A 19,191-nucleotide genomic window follows, 5' to 3' on the forward strand; every position below is an offset into this window, starting at 1 on the left:
TCCTTGGACTTACTTGAGCGCTTCGGCGCCCGAGATGATTTCGACCAGCTCGGTCGTGATCGCGGCTTGGCGGGTACGGTTATACTGGATCGAGAGGCGCGTGATCATGTCGCCAGCGTTGCGCGTGGCGTTGTCCATCGCGTTCATCCGCGAGCCCTGCTCCGACGCCGCGTTTTCGAGCAGCGCGCGGAAAATCTGGATCGCGACGTTGCGCGGCAGGAGATCGGCGAGGATCGCTTCCTCGTCGGGCTCATACTCGACCACGGCTTCGGCGGGCGCACCCGGCTTGGCTTCCGCCCCGGGGATCGCCGAGAGCGGAATCGGGATGATCTGGATGCCGGTCGGGACCTGCACCAGCGCCGAGACGAACTTCGCGTAGAACAGATGCGCAACGTCGAACTGACCTTCGCCGAAGCGCTTGATCAAGTCCTCGGACACGGCCTGCGCGTCGCTGAACGCGAGCCGTTTGATCTGCCCCATCTCGTGATCGGCGATGATGTCGTTCGGATAGAAGCGCTTGATCACGCGCCCCTTCTTGCCGGCGACATAGAACTTCACGGTCTTGCCGGCCGCGATCAGTTCCTCGGCCTTGCGACGCGCCGCGCGGACGATGTTGGTGTTGAACGCGCCCGCGAGGCCACGCTCGGACGTCGCGATGACGATCAGGTGGACCTGGTCCTTGCCAGTGCCCGCGAGCAGCGGCGACGCGCCCGGCGCGATGCCGACGCGCCCCGCGAGGCTCGCCATCACCGCTTCGAGACGCTCGGCATACGGACGCCCGGCAACCGCCGCGTCCTGCGCACGGCGCAGCTTCGCAGCGGCGACCATCTTCATCGCCTTGGTGATCTTCTGCGTCGACTTCACCGAGCCGATGCGGATCTTGAGGGCCTTAAGTGATGCCATTCTAGTTCGTCACCGTCCCTAAACCGTCATGCCGGACTTGTTCCGGCATCCACTCCTCCACCAGTCCTACGGGATCTGAGGCACGGTGGACCCCGGAACAAGTCCGGGGTGACGGTGTGTGTATGTCGTTTTCTACGCAGCTCAGGCGAAAGTCTTCGCGAACGCTTCGAGCGCTGCCTTCAGCTTGTCCTTCGCCTCGTTACCCAGGTCGCGGGTATCGCGGATCAGCTTCAGCACGTCGGCATGGTTCGCACGCATGTCGGCCAGCAGCGCCTGCTCGTAGCGGGTCACGTCGGCGACCGGCACCTTGTCGAGATAGCCGCTGGTACCGGCGAAGATCGACACCGTCTGCTCTTCGAACGGCAACGGCGAGAACTGGGCCTGCTTGAGCAGCTCGGTCAGTCGCGCACCACGGTTGAGCAGCTTCTGCGTCGACGCATCGAGATCCGACCCGAACTGCGCGAACGCCGCCATCTCGCGGTACTGCGCCAGCTCGAGCTTGATCGAGCCCGACACCTTCTTCATCGCCTTGGTCTGTGCCGCCGAACCGACGCGCGACACCGACAGGCCGACGTTGATCGCCGGGCGCACGCCCGAGAAGAACAGGTCGGTCTCGAGGAAGATCTGGCCGTCGGTGATCGAGATCACGTTGGTCGGGATGTACGCCGAAACGTCGCCCGCCTGCGTCTCGATGATCGGCAGTGCGGTCAGCGAGCCGCCGCCATTCGCGTCCGACATCTTCGCCGCACGCTCGAGCAGGCGGCTGTGGAGATAGAACACGTCGCCCGGATACGCCTCACGGCCGGGAGGGCGACGCAGCAGCAGCGACATCTGGCGATACGCGACCGCCTGCTTCGAGAGATCGTCGTAGCAGATCAGCGCGTGCATGCCGCGATCGCGGAAATACTCGCCCATCGCGACGCCGGTGTAGGGCGCGAGATACTGCAGCGGTGCGGGGTCCGACGCGGTCGCGGCGATGACGATGGTGTATTCCATCGCGCCATTCTCTTCGAGCGTCTTGACCAGCTGTGCGACGGTCGAGCGCTTCTGGCCGATCGCGACATAGACGCAATACAGCTTCTTCGACTCGTCGTCGCCGGCGTTGGCGATCTTCTGGTTGATGAACGCGTCGATCGCGACGGCGGACTTGCCGGTCTGGCGATCGCCGATGATCAGCTCGCGCTGGCCGCGGCCGACGGGAACGAGTGCATCGATCGCCTTGAGCCCGGTCTGGACCGGCTCGCTGACCGACTGGCGCGGGATGATGCCCGGCGCCTTCACTTCGACGCGGCTGCGCTCGGTGGTGTGGATCGGGCCCTTGCCGTCGATCGGGTTGCCGAGGCCATCGACCACGCGGCCGAGCAGCTCCTTGCCGATCGGCACGTCGACGATCGTGCCGGTGCGCTTGACGATGTCGCCTTCCTTGATCTCGGAATCGCTCCCGAAGATCACGACGCCGACGTTATCGGCCTCGAGGTTGAGCGCCATGCCCTGCACGCCGTTCGAGAATTCGACCATCTCACCGGCCTGGACGTTGTCGAGGCCAAAGATGCGCGCGATGCCGTCACCGACGCTCAGCACCTGGCCGGTCTCGCTGACCTGGGCCTCGGTGCCGAAATTGGCGATCTGATCCTTGATGATCTTCGAGATTTCTGCGGCGCGGATATCCATTAGCTTAGCCCTTCATCGCGTGCGCGAGAGTGTTGAGACGCGTCTTGATCGACGAATCGATCATCTGGCTGCCGACGCGGACGACGAGTCCACCCAGCAACGATGGGTCGACGCTGAGGTCGACGGAAACTTCACGGCCGACCCGCTGGCGGAGCTGATGCTTTAGCTCGATCACCTGCTCGTCGGTCAGCGGATGCGCAGACGTCACCTCGGCGGCGATCTCGCCGCGATGCTGCGCGGCAAGTGTCCGGAATGCCTTGATGATCTTCGGCAGCGCGCCGAGCCGGTGGTTCTCGGCGAGGACACCGAGGAAGCTCTTGGTGGTCGCATCGACACCGAGCTCGTCGGCGACCGCTGAGACAGCCTTCACGGCCGCGCCACGCGACACCATCGGGCTGGACGTCAGCGTGCGGAAGTCCTCCGACTGCGCGAGCGCGTCACGCACGTTCGCCAGGCTCGACTCGACCGCGTCGATCGTCTTCGCGTCACGCGCGAGTTCGAACAGGGCCAGCGCGTAACGCCCGCCTAAGCTCGCTTGAATACCGCCGGATGTCTCCACGGACCTGTCAATCCTCGCCTGAAACCGAAATAGTGCCGTCCCACAGGGGAAGAGGGCGCGAAAGCACCTCTCATGGGACGCGGCGCGGGTAGCATCGGGTTCGCGGATTGGCAACCCGGCGGGAAGGTCGTGGGGACGGGTTTGTGACTGTTCTGTCATTGATCAGGGGTTGAAAGGCCACGATTCCTCTCCTCTCCGTCATCCGCGCGCAGGCGGGGATCCTTATCTCCCGGAATCGGCGCTTTCCCCGCACGGCCTGCCACTATGGGTTCCCGCCTCCGCGGGAATGACGGTATTGGCAGGCGTTACGACCAATCGACGAGGACGAGAGAATGACCGGCACGATGGAAACGATGACGATGTCCGACGGCGCGACCGTCGCGGTCTATCACGCGCAGCCGACCGGCGAGCGCCGCGGCGGCCTCGTGCTGGTGCAGGAGATCTTCGGCGTGACCGACCATATCCGCGACCTCTGCGACGAGTACGCGGCCGATGGCTACGAGGTCCTGGCCCCCGCGCTGTTCGACCGCGAGCATCCCGGCTTCGAGGCGGACTATTCCGGCGAAGGCCTAGCGCGCGGCGTCGAACTCGCGCGGCAACTTCACCCGTTCGACCTGTCGCTGAAGGACGTCCAGACCTGCATCGACACGCTCGCCCCCGCCGGGCCGGTGTTCGTGGTCGGCTATTGCTATGGCGGCTCGGTCGCGTGGTTCGCCTCGACCAAGCTCACCGGCGTCGCGGCGGCGAGCGGCTATTATGGCAGCATGATCCCGGCGGCGGCGGACGAGGAACCGAAGGTGCCGGTGATCCTCCACTTCGGTCGCCACGACCATGGTATCCCGATGGAGGGGGTCGAGCAGGTCATCGCCAAGGATTGGCCGAACGCGACGGTGTATGTCTACGAGGCAGGGCACGGGTTCAATTCGGACCGGCGGAAGGATTACCACGAGCCGAGCGCGGATTTGGCGAAACAGCGGACGCTGGACCTGTTCCGCGCCAACGGGGGCTGATCGGCCCCTTCCCATTTGCACCACCCCGGCGAAGGCCGGGGCCCAATTGGAAAGGTGGCAATAATTGAGGGATGCGTTCCGTTAGCAACGTCCCCCAATTGGACCCCGGCCTTCGCCGGGGTGGCGGCTTTGGTAGAAGGCCTCACGCAGGCTAGCGCTGTAGACGTGAAGCCAACCTCTGCTCCCTTGTTCTCCCGCGAAGGCGGGAGCCCAGTCTGGGTCCCCGCCTTCGCGGGGAAACAACTCTCTCTCGCGCTGCTCCGAGATTATTCCTCCGGAAAATCCGCCCCAAGGCTATCCGCCTTGTGCGCCTCAATCTCCTTCAGCCGCTCAGCCAGCTTCTTCGTCACAGCATCATACCCCCAGGCCCCCAGCACCAGATGCCGCGGCGGGTTCGCATCCTCGGTCAGCGCAATCATAGCTTCACCGGCCCGCACCGGGTCACCCGCCTGCGTCCCGCTAACCTCCCGAGTACCATCCAGCCGCTTGCCCGCCGTATCGGCGTAGTCCGCGATCTTCACCGGCGTCTGCTTCAGCGAACGCCCGGCCCAATCCGTCCGGAACGGCCCCGGCTCGACGCACGTCACGTCGATCCCAAGCGGCTTGACCTCGGCAAGCAACGCATCCGACCAACCCTCCACCGCATGCTTCGACGCGGCATAATACCCCGAGCCCGGAAACCCGACCTGACCCGCGACCGACGTAATATTGATGATGTTGCCGCTCTTCTGCGCACGCATCACCGGCAGCACCGCCCGCGTCAGCGCGAACAACCCGAACACGTTCGCATCGAACTGCGCACGGATTTCGGACTCGACGCCCTCCTCGACCGATGCCTGATAGCCGTAGCCCGCATTGTTCACGAGCACGTCGATCCGACCGAACTTGGCCTTGGCTTGCGCGACCGCATCGTCGATCTGCGCCTGCTCCGTCACGTCGAGCGACAGCGCGAGCACACGATCCTCGGCGCCCTCCGCCAGATCGGCGACGCGATCCGCATCCCGCGCGGTCACCACCGCACGCCAACCGCGCGCGAGCACGAGCTTGGCGAGTTCGCGACCGAAACCGGTCGAGCAGCCGGAAATGAACCAGACGGGCGTGTCGGAGGCCATGAGACATCTTTCGTTAGGGGGTATGCACAAGAGAACGGCCGGGTCGGCGATTGGCTCCGCTTTGACCGCAAGCCACGGGATGCACGCGCGGCAACAGGGCCTATAACCACGCGATGACCACCGCCCCTGCCCTCGACGACGACATCGCCTGGACCGCGTTCGAAGCCCGCGACCGCGCGTGGGACGGCCGGTTTATCGTCGGCGTGAAGACCACCGGCATCTACTGCAAGCCGAGCTGCCCCGCGCGGCACCCCAAGCGCGAGAACGTCACCTTCCACCCCAACGCGCCAAGCGCCCGCGCCGCCGGGTTTCGCGCATGCCTGCGCTGCACCCCGGACGAAGTCGGCCGCGACCGCATCGCCGTCGCCGCAGCCATTGTACTGCTCGAAGCCGCCGAAGATCGCCTTGCGCTGGACGAGGTCGCCGCCAGAGTCGGCTACGCGCCGCATCATTTCCACCGCCTGTTCAAGCGCGCCACCGGCGTTACCCCCGCCGCCTATGCCCGCGCTTTGCGCACCGGGCGGGCGCGCGACGCCTTATCGGAGGACTCGACCGTGACCGAAGCAATCTATGACGCCGGCTATTCCGCTCCCAGCCGCTTCTACGAAGCCGACGCCAAACGGCTCGGCATGGCCCCCAGCGCGTGGGCGCGCGGCGGCGAAGGCGTCACGATCCGCTGGACCATCGCCGACACGAGCCTCGGCGCCCTGTTCGTCGCCGCCACCGACAAAGGCCTGTGCCGCGTGTCGTTCGACGAAGACGCGGACGAACTCCGCCGCCGCTTCCCCAGCGCCACGATCGAGCCGGGCGACGAAGCCCTCGCGGACCTGGCAGCGCACGTCGTCGCGGCCGTCGAATCCCCCGACCGCGACCAAGACCTCCCACTCGACGTCCGAGGCACCGCGTTCCAGGAAGCGATCTGGCAAGCCCTACGCACCATCCCGATCGGCGAAACCCGCACTTACAGTGAACTCGCAGCGCTCGCCGGCCGTCCTGCCGCAGTCCGCGCCGCCGGCACCGCGTGCGGCCAGAATCCAGTGTCGATCGTCATCCCCTGCCACCGCGCGCAGCGGATCGGTGGCGCGCTCGGTGGCTACGCCTACGGGCTGGACCGCAAGCGCGCGCTACTCGCCTCCGAAGCTCAGCGCGCCGACTTGCAGGAATAGACCAGCTTCTCGTTCGGCAACGGTGGCAACACCGCACGCACCGCAGCCTGCTGCCCCGCAAGCCGACTCAACGCCGCCTCATCCATGTTGCACACGTTCGGCACGACGCCGCGCGCGGTCCGCGCTGCCTCCATCCCCGCCGCCGACATCAGATAGCGCGTGTTCGAATAGACGCGCGTCGCCGGGTCGAACGATAGCACGGAGACGGTCTGCTCGACGTCGGGCACCAGCACGCGGTCCCAGCGGCCATTCGCTCCTACATATTGCGTCTTGCCGTTCACACACCCCTTCGCGCCCCAGTCGATCGGCACGTCCTCGCTGGACGAGATCGTAATCCGGCTGCGCTCCGGGATCAGCGTGCACATCAGCTTGCCGAGCGCCGCATCGGGCGTCGATATCCGCGTCTTGGGCAGCGCGGACAGCGGCACGTCGACCTCACCCGACGGGCGCAGCACGAACACGACAATCGCAACCAGCACGCTCAGGCCGCCGATACCCAGCGCCCACACCGCCTGCCGCCGCTGCCCCCGCGATTCGAGCAGCCCTGCACTTCCGATCACCAGCGCCCCTGCCACCAGTAGCAGCCCGGCAAGCGCCATGACGTTCTCGCGAGCCCGCCCGGCCTCGGTCCGCGCCTTCTCCAGTGCGACCTCGCGAGTCATCGCATCCTGCGTCGCCGCATCGCGCTTGGCCGACGCCGCATCGGCGGTCGCCTTCGCATCCGCGTCGGCGTCCTGCCGCAAGCGATCCTCGATCGAGGTACACCCCGTCCCGATCGATGCGTAAGGCTGTTTCGCATCGTGGAGAAAGCCAGCCAGCTCGGTATCCGCAATCGCGAACCCGAACGTCGAATCGCCCTCTTCGCCGCGCGTGATCGCCGAGTTAACCCCGATCACCCGCCCGCATCGATCGAGCAACGGCCCGCCCGAATTGCCGCGCGCGATACTCGCCGTGTGCAGCAGAACCTCGACGCTACTCAGCACGCGGCGACCGGAGAGCACGCCCTCCGACCGCACCGGCGTCATCGGCCGGATATAGTCCGCCGCCGACCGCGCCGTTGCCAAGTCGACGTTCCCCGGGAAGCCGAGCGACACCACCGGATCGCCCTCGGTCATCGGCCCGGTATAGAGCGCGCTCGGCGGCAGGCGCGCGCCGGTGAACTCGATCAGCGCCAAGTCACGCTGCGAATCATACGCGATCACCTTGCCCTGATAGGATTTGCTCCCCTCTGTCGGGACGATCCCGACGACGACGTTGTCGGGGTAGCGTTCGGCGAGATCGACGACGTGCGCGTTGGTGACGATCCGGTTGGGCGCGATCGCAAAGCCGCTGCCGTGCCCGAAGCCGACCACCTGATCGTCGACCACCGCGATCGTCACGACGCGCACGACGCCACGCCCGGTGGCGGCGATGTCGTCCGCAGATGCGGAGCTCGCCAACCCGAAGGTGAGCGCGAGAAGAAGCAGCAGGCGGATCATGTGCCTGCCTTCGGGGAGTTCGCGGCGGCGATCAACCCTGACCATCGCACCGCGCGACAGCGGCCCTTTCACGCGCCTGTTTTGGTTAGCAAATTATCAAGCCTTCGCGCCTAACCCGGTCGGCATTCATCCAGGGATACAGGCATGAGCGCATTCGGGCGTCGTAATGGCATCAGCGGGGGGCAGTCGGCCCGTCCCGCATTCGGCGTCGCGCGTCCGATGCAGGGAAGCTCGGGCAGCAATCCCGTGGCGCGCGCGGAACCCGAGGGCGGCGCGCAATTTCCGCCGATCGATTCGCTGCCGATGCCGGGGGAGACCGACGGATTCAGCTCGGGCATGATGCCCGCCGGCCAGCTGGACGCGATGCAGCGCCTGTCCGATCGCCAGAATGCGAGCGGGGAAGCGGGCAACAGCCGAACCGAGGGCTTCGAACAGTCGATCCACAAGATCAAGGAACAGGTCCTGCCGCGCCTGCTCGAACGCGTCGACCCGGAAGCCGCGGCAACGCTCAACAAGGACGAGCTGGCCGAGGAATTCCGCCCGATCATCGGTGAAGTGCTCGCCGAGCTGAAGCTGACGCTCAATCGCCGCGAACAGTTCGCGCTGGAAAAAGTGCTGGTCGACGAGCTGCTCGGGCTCGGACCGTTGGAAGAGCTGCTGGCCGATCCGAACATCACCGACATCATGGTGAACGGGCCCGACCAGACCTATGTCGAGCGCAAGGGCAAGCTCGAACTCGCGCCGATCCAGTTCCGCGACGAGGAGCATCTGTTCCAGATCGCGCAGCGGATCGTCAATTCGGTCGGCCGTCGCGTCGACCAGACCTCGCCGCTCGCTGATGCGCGTTTGAAGGACGGCTCCCGCGTCAACGTGATCGTGCCGCCGCTGTCGCTGCGTGGCACCGCGATCTCGATCCGTAAGTTTTCCGCCAAACCGATCACGCTCGACATGATGGCGGGGTTCGGCTCGATGTCGCCGAAGATGGCCACCGCGCTGAAAATCGCGGGGGCGTCGCGGTTCAACGTCGTGATTTCGGGCGGTACCGGTTCAGGCAAGACAACGATGCTCAACGCGCTGTCGAAGATGATCGACCCGGGCGAGCGCGTGCTGACGATCGAGGACGCCGCCGAGCTCCGCCTGCAACAGCCACACTGGCTCCCGCTCGAAACGCGCCCGGCCAATCTGGAAGGCCAGGGCGAAATCTCGATCCGCGATCTCGTCAAGAATGCGCTGCGTATGCGGCCGGACCGGATCATCCTTGGCGAAATTCGTGGCTCGGAGTGTTTCGACATGCTCGCGGCCATGAACACCGGTCACGATGGCTCGATGTGTACGCTCCACGCCAACTCCCCGCGCGAGGCGCTCGCCCGTATGGAGAACATGGTGATGATGTCCGACATCAAGGTGCCGAAGGAAGCCATCTCGCGCCAGATCGCCGATTCGGTCGAGCTGATCATCCAGGTGAAGCGCCTCCGCGACGGCTCGCGCCGCGTGACCAACATCACCGAGGTGATCGGCATGGAAGGCCCGGTGATCGTCACGCAGGAGCTGTTCAAGTTCGAGTATATGGACGAGTCGGCGGACGGTAAGATCCTGGGCGAGTACCGGTCGATGGGGCTGCGACCGTATACTCTGGAGAAGGCGAAGCAGTTCGGGTTCGACCAGGCGTATCTGGAGGCGTGCCTGTAGGGGAGTCGCCGATTGCACCCACTTCCTCGACTGTTACCGTCCCTGTTAAGCCGATCACCTGGGCGTAGGCCACCACCCCGGCGGAGGCCGGGGCCCAGTTGGAAAGGTGGCAATGACGGAGCGCGGTCCGCTGTCATCACCGTCCCCCAACTGGGCCCCGGCCTTCGCCGGGGTGGCGGCCGTTGCGAGCGTTGAGTGCATCCCGAACTGTTCTAGGCTGGTCTCGGCACGCTAGTTCGCCGGGCTGATTGCGAGACTGGTTCAAGCCACTGCACGCCCCTTCTACCGTTCCCTCGCGAACGCGGGGGGCCAGGAGTCACGAACGCCCCCGCCTGTGACCCTGGACTCCCGCGTTCGCGGAAGAACAATTATTGTTTCGCCAGGCCAGGCTTAACTGGATCAAGATAAAGCGCACCGTGCCAAGCGGATACTGTCTCGCAGGCAAGCACGCCGCATCGCTATCCACCCCGTCTCCGCCCCGCCCCGGCGAAGCCCCCGCTTGTACCCGTCCCCCGACCCGCTAGGGGACAGCGCCACATGCGTCGTGCCCTGCTCACCCTCGTCCCGCTGATCGCGGTCCTCTTCGTCTCAGCGCGCGAGCCCTCGAAATCCGCTCCGGCAACCGCGACCTCCCCCGCCGCACGCGAGCGCGGCGTGTACCATCTCGCGGCGGACGCCGAAGCGCGCTGGATCGCGTTCGACCTCACCCCCGGCAACCAGATCCGCTTCAAGATGCAGCTCGACGGCCGCGACGTGACCGCGATCCTCGACACCGGCGTCAGCTACACGCTGCTCGCCAAGGCCTCTTCTGCGGTCGATCCCGCCAAGCTGGTCGCGGGTGGCAGCGCGACCGCGATCGGCGGGTCGGTCGCACTCGGCTGGATGCCGACGCGCTTGGTCGCGCTCGGCGGCCTCGCGCGGACCGGTGGCGGCGTGACAGTCGCCGACCTACCCGCGATCGCCACCGGCAGCGCCTCCGCGGTCGACCTGCTGGTCGGTGCCGACATGCTCGCCGGCCATGCGCTCGACATCGATTACGCCGCCAAGCGCTTCCGCCTGCTCCGCTCCGGCCGGCTCCCGTTCAAGGGCGAGAGCGCACCGCTGCGCGTCTCCGCCGAGCGCAGCGTCTACGAAAGCGCGCTCACGCTGGGCGGCCGGCGCCTCGCGCCGATCGTGGTCGATACCGGCGACGGCTCGTCGATCACCGTCACGGCGGCGGGATGGCAGGCGGCAAACCTGAAGGCGTTGCGCACCACCAGCGCGATCGCGTTCGGGCTCGCTGGCCCGGCGGTCAGCGGCCTTGCGATCGTTCCCGAGATTGGCGTCGGCGAGATGATCGCGCGCGAGGCAGAGGTCCGGATCGAGCCGGCCGGCGGCTTCTCGCAGGCGATCGGCACCGCCGGGCGGATCGGCTCCGGCTTCCTTCAGAACTACCGCGTCCTGCTCGATCCCGGCGCGCGGCGGATGGTGCTCAGCCGAGGTCCCAAGGCCGACCTGCCGCCGCCGCGTTCGACCAGTGGCCTGCTCATCGGCATCGAGAAGGACCGGCTGAAAGTCCTTCACGTGATGCGTGGCGGCCCGGCGGCGGGATCGGGCTGGAAGGACGGCGACCTGATCTGCGCGATCAACGGCACACCCGTCACCAGCGGCTATCCGACGAGCCCGATCGCATCATGGACGGCGGGCATGCCCGGCCGCGTCGTGACGCTCGGACTGTGCGACGGCACCATACGCAAGCTCGAATTGACGCATTTTTATTAGGACTGCCCATGTTTAGCCTGCGTCACCGATCGGGGCAGGCAATTCTGCTGCTCCTCGTCGCCTTCGCGCTCCGTAGTCCGTTCTTCGGCAATCCGGTGATCCATAGCGACGAGCAATTCTACCTGCTCGTCGGCGATCGCCTGCTGCACGGCGCATGGCCATTCGTCGACATCTTCGATCGCAAGCCGGTCGGCCTGTTCCTGATCTTCGCCGGCATCCGCAGCGTCGGCGGCGATGGCGTGCTGATGTACCAGCTTGCCGCGACGCTCGTCGCCACCGCCACGGCATTCCTGGTCGCGCGGATCGTCAGCCGCCTGTCTTCTGATGATGCGAACCCGTTGGCGAGCGTCGGCGCGGCGCTGATCTATCTCGTCTGGATCATCGTGTTCGACGGGGCGGGCGGGCAGTCGGCAATATGGGGCAATGCCTTGATGGCGGCCGCCGCGCTGCTGGTGCTCGATACGACGCGCGGCCACCGGCATATCTCCTTGCGCGGTGCCGGTGCGATGCTGCTGATCGGCCTGGCGATGCAAATCAAGTACACTGCCATGTTCGAAGGGATATTCTTCGGCCTGACGCTGGTGTGGGCCGCGTATCGCGAGGGGCGGTCGATCGGTCGCCTAGCGGCCGATGCCGCCTTGTGGATCGGCGCAGCGCTGTTCCCGACCGCGCTTGCCTGGATAGTCTATGCCGCGGCGGGCCACGGCGACGCCTTCGTCTTTGCCAATTTCCTGTCGATCTTCGGTCAGCAGGACGACGACACGCTCAGCTCCAACCTGCTGAAGCTGTTGGGCGGCGTGGGCATGAGTCTGCCGCTCGCCTGGCTTGCGTGGCGTGGCCGTCGCACGGGAAGCTTCGCGCTCGGATGGCTTGCGGCGGCGGTGATCGCGATCCTCATCATGCACACGTTCGAGCTGCTCTACCTGCTGCCCCTCGCGCTGCCGCTGTCGGTCGCGGCCGGCACGGGGCTGAGCGGCCCGACCGTTCGCACGACCATGGTCCGCCTTGCCGCCGTACTGGTGTTTGGCGCACTGGCGGCGACCGTCATGACGAGTATCCGCATCGGACGGCGTGGCAATGCCCACCAGATCGCGCAACTCGTCCAGATGATCGGCCAGCAACCCCGCAGCTGTATGTTCGCCTATGGCAGCGAACCGATCCTATATTTCCTGACCCGGTCCTGCCTGCCGACGCCCTATATCTTCCGCAGTCATCTGGGCCAGACGGCCGAGTCGCACGGCACGGGGATCGATCCGGTCGTGGAAGTCGCGCGGTTGCTCGCAGCGCGTCCTGGCGTGATCGTCGTACGCGCGCCCAAGCCCAGCACGAACCTCGCGACCCAGGCGCTGGTACTGCGCGCGATCGCCACGCGGTATCGACTGGTCGGCTCGGTGAAGATCGGCGGGTTGCCGCAGAGCGTCTATCGCCTGCGCACCGACGCTGCCCGTTGACGAGGCGCGGTTACCTCAGGTCTTGAACGCGAGGCCGATCGTCACCGCGAGTCCGATCAGCGCCAGCATCTGGACGGTCGGCCAGTCGACCCAGCCCACCGAATCCGGATCGCGCCGACGGCGGCGTCTACGTTCGCCTAGCCCCGCCACAACAGCAAGCGCGGCGAGACCTGCGCTCAAACTCCACAGAACCGGGGCCATCGTTCAGCCGAGCTTCTCGACCTTTTCCTGCAACTTGGCGAGTTCGTTGCGCAGCGCAGCGATCTCGTCGTCCTTGCTGGCGGCGGGTGCAGGCGCAGGTGCGGGCGGCGTCATCGCCTGTGTTGCGGCGTCGAACATCTCGAGGTTGCGCTTGGCGATGTCGGCGAAGGGCGAGTTCGCGAACGCGCCTTCGACTGCGGACTTGAACTGGTCGTGGTTGCGACGGAAGCTGTCCATCGACGCCTCCAGATAGCCGGGCACCATCGTCTGCATCGAATCGCCGTACATCGAGATCAGCTGGCGCAGGAAGTTCACCGGCATCATCGTCTCGCCGCGGCTCTCCTCCTCCATGATGATCTGCGTCAGGACGTTGTGCGTGATGTCCTCGTCGGTCTTCGCATCGACCACCTTGAAGTCGCGGCCCTCGCGAGTCATCGTCGCGAGATGATCGAGCGTGATGTAGGATGACGACTCGGTGTTATAGAGCCGCCGGTTGGCGTACTTCTTGATGATGACGATTCCGTCGGCAGCCTTTTGCTTCTTCATGGATCCCCCGTCTTATGTTTGAAACGGAAGCTACAGTCTTTGATGACGCACCGCAACAAGGTCCGAGGCCCTTACCCTTGTTCCTTTCCGTGCTGCGCAACGAGACTGCAGCATCGCCGGAACGCATGGCCCGCGCGCTAGCGGGATTGCGCGCCTATCAGGCCGCAATGCGAGAGGAACGCCCCGTTCCGCGGCCTGCGATCCACCGCGCGGGCCGGGTCGCGTTGCGCGATTATGGCGGCGAAGGGCGTCCCGTCGTGTTCGTCCCATCGTTGATAAACCCGCCCGATATCCTCGATCATTCGCCCGAGTCTTCGCTGGTGCAATGGATCGCCCAGCAAGGATTCCACGTTTGGCTGGTCGACTGGGGATCACCCGGCGACGCGGACCGCGACCTCGATCTGGCGGCGCATGTCGAGCGGTTGCTGGTTCCGCTGTTCCAGTCACTCCCCGAGCCACCGGTGTTGGTCGGCTATTGCCTCGGCGGCACGCTCGCACTGGGCGCCGCTGCGATCACGCCCACCGCCGGTGTCGCGACGATCGCCGCCCCGTGGCACTTCGCCGGTTATGGCGAAGGCCGTCCCACGCTCGCCGCGACCTGGGCCGCGGTCCAGCCCGCCGCCGCGATGCTCGGCCTGCTCCCGATGGAAGTGCTCCAAGCGGGCTTCTGGCAACTCGACCCTGCGCGTACGATCGCCAAATACGAAGCGTTCGCCGACCTCCCCCCCGACAGCGACGCGGCCCGCGCGTTCGTCCGGCTCGAGGACTGGGCCAACGCAGGCGCCCCCCTCCCCTACGCCGCCGCCGCCTCGCTGTTCGAGGACTGCATCGCCAACGACCTGCCCGGCAAAGGCCGCTGGGAGATCGCCGGCACCCCGATCGACCCGCTCACACTAGCCTGCCCCACGGTCGAGTTCGTATCGCTCAGCGACCGCATCGTCCCCGCCGCCACCGCGATCGGCCTCGCCGACCGCCGCGACCTCGGCGCAGGCCATGTCGGCATGATCGTCGGCCGCTCTGCGCGCGCGCGCCTTTGGGAACCGCTCGCCAACTGGATCGCCGCGCTCGGCTGACCTACATGGGGTCCAACCATAGAGGATCCCGACATGACCGACCTGAACCCCCACGACGTCGTCATCACCGCCGCCAAGCGCACCCCCGTCGGCAGCTTCCTCGGCGCGTTCGCGAGCGTACCCGCGCACGAACTCGGCCGCATCGCGATTGAAGCAGCGCTCGGACAGGCGGGCGTGGCGGGCGAAGACGTCTCCGAAGTCATCCTCGGCCAGGTCCTCACCGCCGCCCAGGGCCAGAACCCCGCCCGCCAGGCCTCGATGGCCGCCGGCGTGCCGAAGGAAATCCCCGCCTGGGGCGTCAACCAAGTCTGCGGCTCGGGCCTCCGCGCGGTCGCACTCGCGGCACAGGCGATCCAGACCGGCGACGCGACCATCGTCGTCGCGGGCGGCCAGGAATCGATGTCGCTCTCCGCGCACGCGCAGTCGATCCGCGGCGGCCAGAAGATGGGTAATCTCAGCCTCGTCGACACGATGGTCAGCGACGGCCTGACCGACGTCTTCAACGGCTATCACATGGGCATCACTGCCGAGAACCTCGCCGAGCAATACCAGGTCACGCGCAGCGAGCAGGACGCCTTCTCGGTCGCCTCGCAGAACAAGGCCGAGGCCGCGCGCGGCTCAGGCCGCTTCAAGGACGAGATCGCGCCGGTCACCATCAAGGGCCGCAAGGGCGACACGGTGGTGGCCGATGACGAATACATCCGCGCTGGCGCGACGATCGAGAGCGTCTCCGGTGTGAAGCCCGCGTTCAAGAAGGACGGCACGGTAACGGCGGCTAACGCCAGCGGCCTAAACGATGGCGCCGCCGCCCTCGTCATGATGCGCCGCGACGAAGCCGAACGCCGCGGCTCGACCATCCTCGCGACGATCAAGAGCTGGGCCTCCGCCGGCGTCGACCCGTCGATCATGGGCATCGGCCCCGTCCCCGCCACAAGGCGCGCGCTGGAGAAGGCCGGCTGGACGCTAGCCGACCTCGACCTGATCGAGGCGAACGAAGCCTTCGCCGCCCAGGCACTGTCCGTCGGCAAGGAACTCGGCTGGGACGCATCGAAGGTCAACGTCAACGGCGGCGCGATCGCGATCGGCCACCCCATCGGCGCCAGCGGCGCCCGCGTCCTGACGACGCTGATCTACGAAATGCAAAAGCGTGACGCGAAGCGCGGGCTGGCGACGCTGTGCATCGGCGGCGGCATGGGCATTGCGATGTGTCTGGAACGCTGACGTACTTTCGAAGGTAACTTTATGTCGGGGTGATACGCCATATGACCATATTGTGACGATTTTGTCACAATTGGTTACAAACGGAACGACGGGCTGGTCTGAACCTTAACGCAGGCTTGCCACTAGTCGCCATTCGCGGTTGTAAGGTCCTCATAACGGCGAAAGTGCCGGTAAACGGGGGACTTTAGTTGAACAGAGCGTATCACCTTCTATCCGCGACGATCCTGGCAACGGGCGCGATGACGCTACCGAATTCCGTAGCTGCGCAGACCGCGCCATCCGCTACGGATGGCACCGCCATGGAAACCGGCACTCAGGTCGCGGCCGAGGCCGCTGCCGCGCCGGAAAACGAAACGATCGTCGTCACGGGATCGCGCATTGCCCGTCCCAATCTCGATTCGCCGTCGCCGATCACGTCGCTCAGCATTCAGGAACTGACCCAGACCGGCGAAGTCTCGCTCGGCGATACGCTGAACAAGTTGCCGTCGCTGCGCGCGACGTTCAGTGGCTCGAATTCGACTCGGTTCATCGGCACGGCCGGTATCAATGCGCTCGACCTGCGCGGTCTAGGCACGAACCGGACTCTGGTCCTGGTGAATGGCCGCCGTCACGTCACCTCGACTCCCGGCGAAAGCCGCGTCGACATCAACACCATTCCCGTCGATCTGATCGAACGCGTCGATGTCGTAACAGGCGGCAATTCGGCGGTCTACGGGTCCGATGCGGTCGCTGGCGCCGTGAACTTTGTCTTGAAGCGGGACTATGAAGGCTTCCGCCTTCGCGGCCAGAGCGGTGTGACGTCGCGCGCCGATCGCCCATCGTATTTTGGCAGCCTGACGGCCGGCAAGAACTTTGCCGATGGTCGTGGCAACATTGCAGTCTCGGCCGAATACAGCGAGTCCGACGCGCTCTATTTCACCGATCGCACCCGGTACAGCACGACCGGCCGTCGCCAATTCAATCTGACCGAAAACGTCTTGAACGAGCCGGGTAGCGGCAATGGCGTTCCCGACACCACCTTCCTGACCAACGTCCGCAACATCGCCATATCCGAAGGTGGCGCGATCACGTCGGCCTGCCCTGCCGCAGTGGCCGGCAACGCGGCCGTCACTGCCCGTCGTGCTTTCAACTGCACCGGCGAGAACAGCAACACGGGCGCGGCACTCGGTCGGGTGTTCGTGTTCGACAATTCGGGCAACCTCGTACCGAACAACGTCATCAAGGACTTCCGTCCGTTTGGTTCAGGCAATGCGATCGGCGGCCTGGGTTCCTCGCAGCGCCTGACCGGTCAGTTGCAGCCCGGCATCAAGCGCTATTCGGCGAACGTCCTGGCGCATTACGACGTCTCGGACGCGTTCCGTCCGTTCGTCGAGGCAAAATATGTCCGCGTCGACGCAATCCAGGAAGGCCAGCCGACGTTCCTGCAGGGCACGCTGCCCGCGATCTACAACGTCAACAATCCGTTCCTAACGGCTCAGGCACGCTCGGTGCTCGCGCAGACGCTGGCGCCTGGTGCCACCACGTTCCAGGCGCAGCGCATCAACGTCGATTTCGGTGCCCGTGGCGAAAACCATCGTCGCGAAACCTATCGTATCGTTGCCGGCGTCGAGGGCACGTTCAACACCGATTGGCGCTATGAGGCCGCCTTCAATTACGGCCATCTGGACACGTTCTATGCGACCCAGGGCAACGTAAACGTCCAGAAGTTCAAGAACTCGCAGGATGCGGTCCGCAACGCCGGTGGCAATATCGTCTGCGGCATCAACGCCGATGCAAGCACAGCCAATGACGACGCGAGCTGCGTTCCCGTCAACCTGTTCGGCCAGGGTGCACCCAGCGCCTCGGCATTGAACTATTTCGTTGTGAACTCGACCCGCCGCCAGCAGGCCGACCAGTATGATGCGACCGCGTTCGTGTCGGGCGACCTTTCGCAGCTGTTCGAACTGCCGGGCGGCCCGGTCGCATTCTCGATCGGCGGCGAATATCGCCGGGAGACAGCCTATTCGGCATTCGACGACGTCACGCGGAGCGGTGCGACCTTCCTCAACGCCATTCCGATCTTCGACCCGCCGGCGCAGGTCGTAAAGGAAGCGTACGGTGAAATCCGTATTCCGCTGCTGAAGGACGTTCCATTCTTCCAGGAACTGACGATCGATGGCGCAGGTCGCGTTTCGGACTATAACATCGGCGCAACCGGCACCGTGTATTCCTACAATGCCGGCCTGACCTGGTCGCCGGTACGCGATATCCGTCTCCGTGGCAGCTATGCCCGTTCGGTTCGTGCACCGACCCAGGGGGATCTGTTCTCGGCACCGAGCCAGACCTTCCTCAATGGCCTGATTGACCCCTGCAGCCAGAATAATATCCGCAACGGCCCGAACCGTGCGGCTAACTGCGCAGCCGCAGGCGTTCCGACGACCCAGACGTTCAACGGTATCACGGAGCCTTTCACCAACGTTCCGACCTCCGGCATCAGCGGTCTGAACGGCAGCAATCCCAATCTGCGCGAGGAAACCGCAGACAGCTTTACTGGCGGTTTCATCCTCCAGCCCAGCATCATCCCGGGCCTTACGCTGTCGGTCGATTACTACAACATCAAGATCACCAACGTGATCTTCGCGCTGGCGCCACAGACGATCATCAACCAGTGCTACGACAGCCCCAGCGGCATCAACAATCAGTATTGCGCGGCATTGACGCGTAATCCCAACGGCACCTTCGCCGGTCAGACCGGCGTCACCAACGGTGGCGCGCAGATCTCCTTCCCGGCGACCGGGCAGTCGTTCCTGTCGGGTCCATTCAACTTTGCCAAGCAGAAGACATCCGGTGTCGATGCCGATCTGAGCTATAGCCATAACGTTGGCGGTGCGAAGGTAACGTTGCGTGGTATCGTCAGCTACCTGATCAACCGCGACAACTATACCGACATCAACACCCCAAGCTTCATCGACCAGCAGAAGTTCGAAGTCGGAGATCCGGAATGGTCGGGTTCGTTCACGGCCAATGTCGACTTCGGTGTGTTCGACCTTAACTACAACTTCCGTTACGTCGGCAAGCAGACAGTCGCCGCCGAGTATGAGACACAGAACTCGGTCCAGGGTCGCCCGGCTCGGGATCCCGACGCGTTCCCGTTCACCTTCTACCCGGATGTGACCTACCACAACATCCGCGTCGGTGCGGACGTCACGGACAAGTTCCGCTTCTATGCCGGCATGGACAACGTGTTCGACCGCCAGCCCCCCTACGACATCACCGGCACGACCGGCGCGCAGGGCATCTACGAGAACGTCGGCCGCTTCATGTACGCAGGCTTCGAAGCCAAGTTCTGATCCGCCGATCTACCAACTGAA

At 65.4% G+C, this 19,191-nt stretch carries 15 protein-coding genes; 8 read left to right on the plus strand and 7 right to left on the minus strand.

Annotated features, from left to right (window positions below):
- Window positions 1–9 precede the first annotated feature (9 nt).
- The 3 genes from J4O76_RS10275 to J4O76_RS10285 form a co-directional block, all read right to left on the minus strand.
- Window positions 10–903 carry a F0F1 ATP synthase subunit gamma gene (locus J4O76_RS10275; RefSeq protein WP_426281655.1) on the minus strand — a complete coding sequence of 298 codons (894 nt, stop codon included), beginning with the start codon at window positions 901–903 and terminating at the stop codon, window positions 10–12.
- A gap of 141 nt (window positions 904–1,044) precedes the next feature.
- Complete coding sequence (gene atpA, locus J4O76_RS10280) at window positions 1,045–2,574, minus strand: F0F1 ATP synthase subunit alpha (RefSeq protein WP_055873607.1); 1,530 nt, start codon at window positions 2,572–2,574, stop codon at window positions 1,045–1,047.
- A 4-nt stretch (window positions 2,575–2,578) separates the two neighbouring features.
- Complete coding sequence (locus J4O76_RS10285; RefSeq protein ID WP_121905252.1) at window positions 2,579–3,133, minus strand: F0F1 ATP synthase subunit delta; 555 nt, start codon at window positions 3,131–3,133, stop codon at window positions 2,579–2,581.
- Window positions 3,134–3,465: 332 nt separating this feature from the next.
- On the opposite strand from J4O76_RS10285, the gene J4O76_RS10290 reads away from it, so the two are divergent.
- Window positions 3,466–4,143 (plus strand): dienelactone hydrolase family protein, encoded by a 678-nt coding sequence (locus J4O76_RS10290; protein ID WP_426281658.1) that lies wholly within the window; start codon window positions 3,466–3,468, stop codon window positions 4,141–4,143.
- A gap of 266 nt (window positions 4,144–4,409) precedes the next feature.
- On the opposite strand, the gene J4O76_RS10295 is transcribed toward J4O76_RS10290, so the two are convergent.
- A complete protein-coding gene (locus J4O76_RS10295) occupies window positions 4,410–5,255 on the minus strand; it encodes an oxidoreductase (protein WP_426281660.1) in 846 nt (281 codons plus the stop codon).
- A 113-nt stretch (window positions 5,256–5,368) separates the two neighbouring features.
- Here J4O76_RS10295 and ada point away from each other — a divergent pair, with 113 nt between their 5' ends.
- Entirely contained in the window at window positions 5,369–6,421 is a 1,053-nt protein-coding gene (gene ada, locus J4O76_RS10300) for a bifunctional DNA-binding transcriptional regulator/O6-methylguanine-DNA methyltransferase Ada (RefSeq protein WP_426281662.1), read from the plus strand.
- Here ada and J4O76_RS10305 read toward each other — a convergent pair.
- Window positions 6,397–7,899, minus strand: a complete 1,503-nt coding sequence (locus J4O76_RS10305) for a S1C family serine protease (RefSeq protein WP_426281859.1) — start codon at window positions 7,897–7,899, stop codon at window positions 6,397–6,399. The genes ada and J4O76_RS10305 overlap by 25 nt on opposite strands.
- Window positions 7,900–8,043: 144 nt before the next feature.
- Between J4O76_RS10305 and J4O76_RS10310 the strand changes: the two genes are divergently transcribed.
- The 3 genes from J4O76_RS10310 to J4O76_RS10320 all read left to right on the plus strand — a co-directional run bounded on the left by J4O76_RS10310 (window position 8,044) and on the right by J4O76_RS10320 (window position 12,800).
- Entirely contained in the window at window positions 8,044–9,588 is a 1,545-nt protein-coding gene (locus tag J4O76_RS10310; protein ID WP_056065184.1) for a CpaF family protein, read from the plus strand.
- A 537-nt stretch (window positions 9,589–10,125) separates the two neighbouring features.
- The gene (locus tag J4O76_RS10315) at window positions 10,126–11,349 is read left to right on the plus strand and encodes a hypothetical protein (RefSeq protein WP_426281664.1); all 1,224 of its coding nucleotides are present in this window, start codon (window positions 10,126–10,128) and stop codon (window positions 11,347–11,349) included.
- An 8-nt stretch (window positions 11,350–11,357) separates the two neighbouring features.
- Window positions 11,358–12,800 carry a hypothetical protein gene (locus tag J4O76_RS10320; RefSeq protein WP_426281666.1) on the plus strand — a complete coding sequence of 481 codons (1,443 nt, stop codon included), beginning with the start codon at window positions 11,358–11,360 and terminating at the stop codon, window positions 12,798–12,800.
- A 15-nt stretch (window positions 12,801–12,815) separates the two neighbouring features.
- Here J4O76_RS10320 and J4O76_RS10325 read toward each other — a convergent pair whose 3' ends face one another.
- Window positions 12,816–13,001, minus strand: a complete 186-nt coding sequence (locus J4O76_RS10325) for a hypothetical protein (protein ID WP_426281668.1) — start codon at window positions 12,999–13,001, stop codon at window positions 12,816–12,818.
- A gap of 3 nt (window positions 13,002–13,004) precedes the next feature.
- The gene (phaR, locus tag J4O76_RS10330) at window positions 13,005–13,547 is read right to left on the minus strand and encodes a polyhydroxyalkanoate synthesis repressor PhaR (RefSeq protein WP_056065197.1); all 543 of its coding nucleotides are present in this window, start codon (window positions 13,545–13,547) and stop codon (window positions 13,005–13,007) included.
- Window positions 13,548–13,624: 77 nt separating this feature from the next.
- On the opposite strand from phaR, the gene J4O76_RS10335 reads away from it, so the two are divergent.
- The 3 genes from J4O76_RS10335 (at window position 13,625) to J4O76_RS10345 (ending at window position 19,170) form a co-directional block, all read left to right on the plus strand.
- Window positions 13,625–14,620, plus strand: a complete 996-nt coding sequence (locus tag J4O76_RS10335) for an alpha/beta fold hydrolase (RefSeq protein WP_426281671.1) — start codon at window positions 13,625–13,627, stop codon at window positions 14,618–14,620.
- Window positions 14,621–14,653: 33 nt separating this feature from the next.
- Entirely contained in the window at window positions 14,654–15,841 is a 1,188-nt protein-coding gene (locus J4O76_RS10340; protein ID WP_426281673.1) for an acetyl-CoA C-acetyltransferase, read from the plus strand.
- 299 nt (window positions 15,842–16,140) lie between these two features.
- The gene (locus tag J4O76_RS10345; RefSeq protein ID WP_426281675.1) at window positions 16,141–19,170 is read left to right on the plus strand and encodes a TonB-dependent receptor domain-containing protein; all 3,030 of its coding nucleotides are present in this window, start codon (window positions 16,141–16,143) and stop codon (window positions 19,168–19,170) included.
- The last annotated feature ends 21 nt before the right edge of the window (window positions 19,171–19,191 follow it).

Source organism: Sphingomonas sp. NFX23 (assembly GCF_049887795.1).
Lineage (GTDB): Bacteria > Pseudomonadota > Alphaproteobacteria > Sphingomonadales > Sphingomonadaceae > Sphingomonas.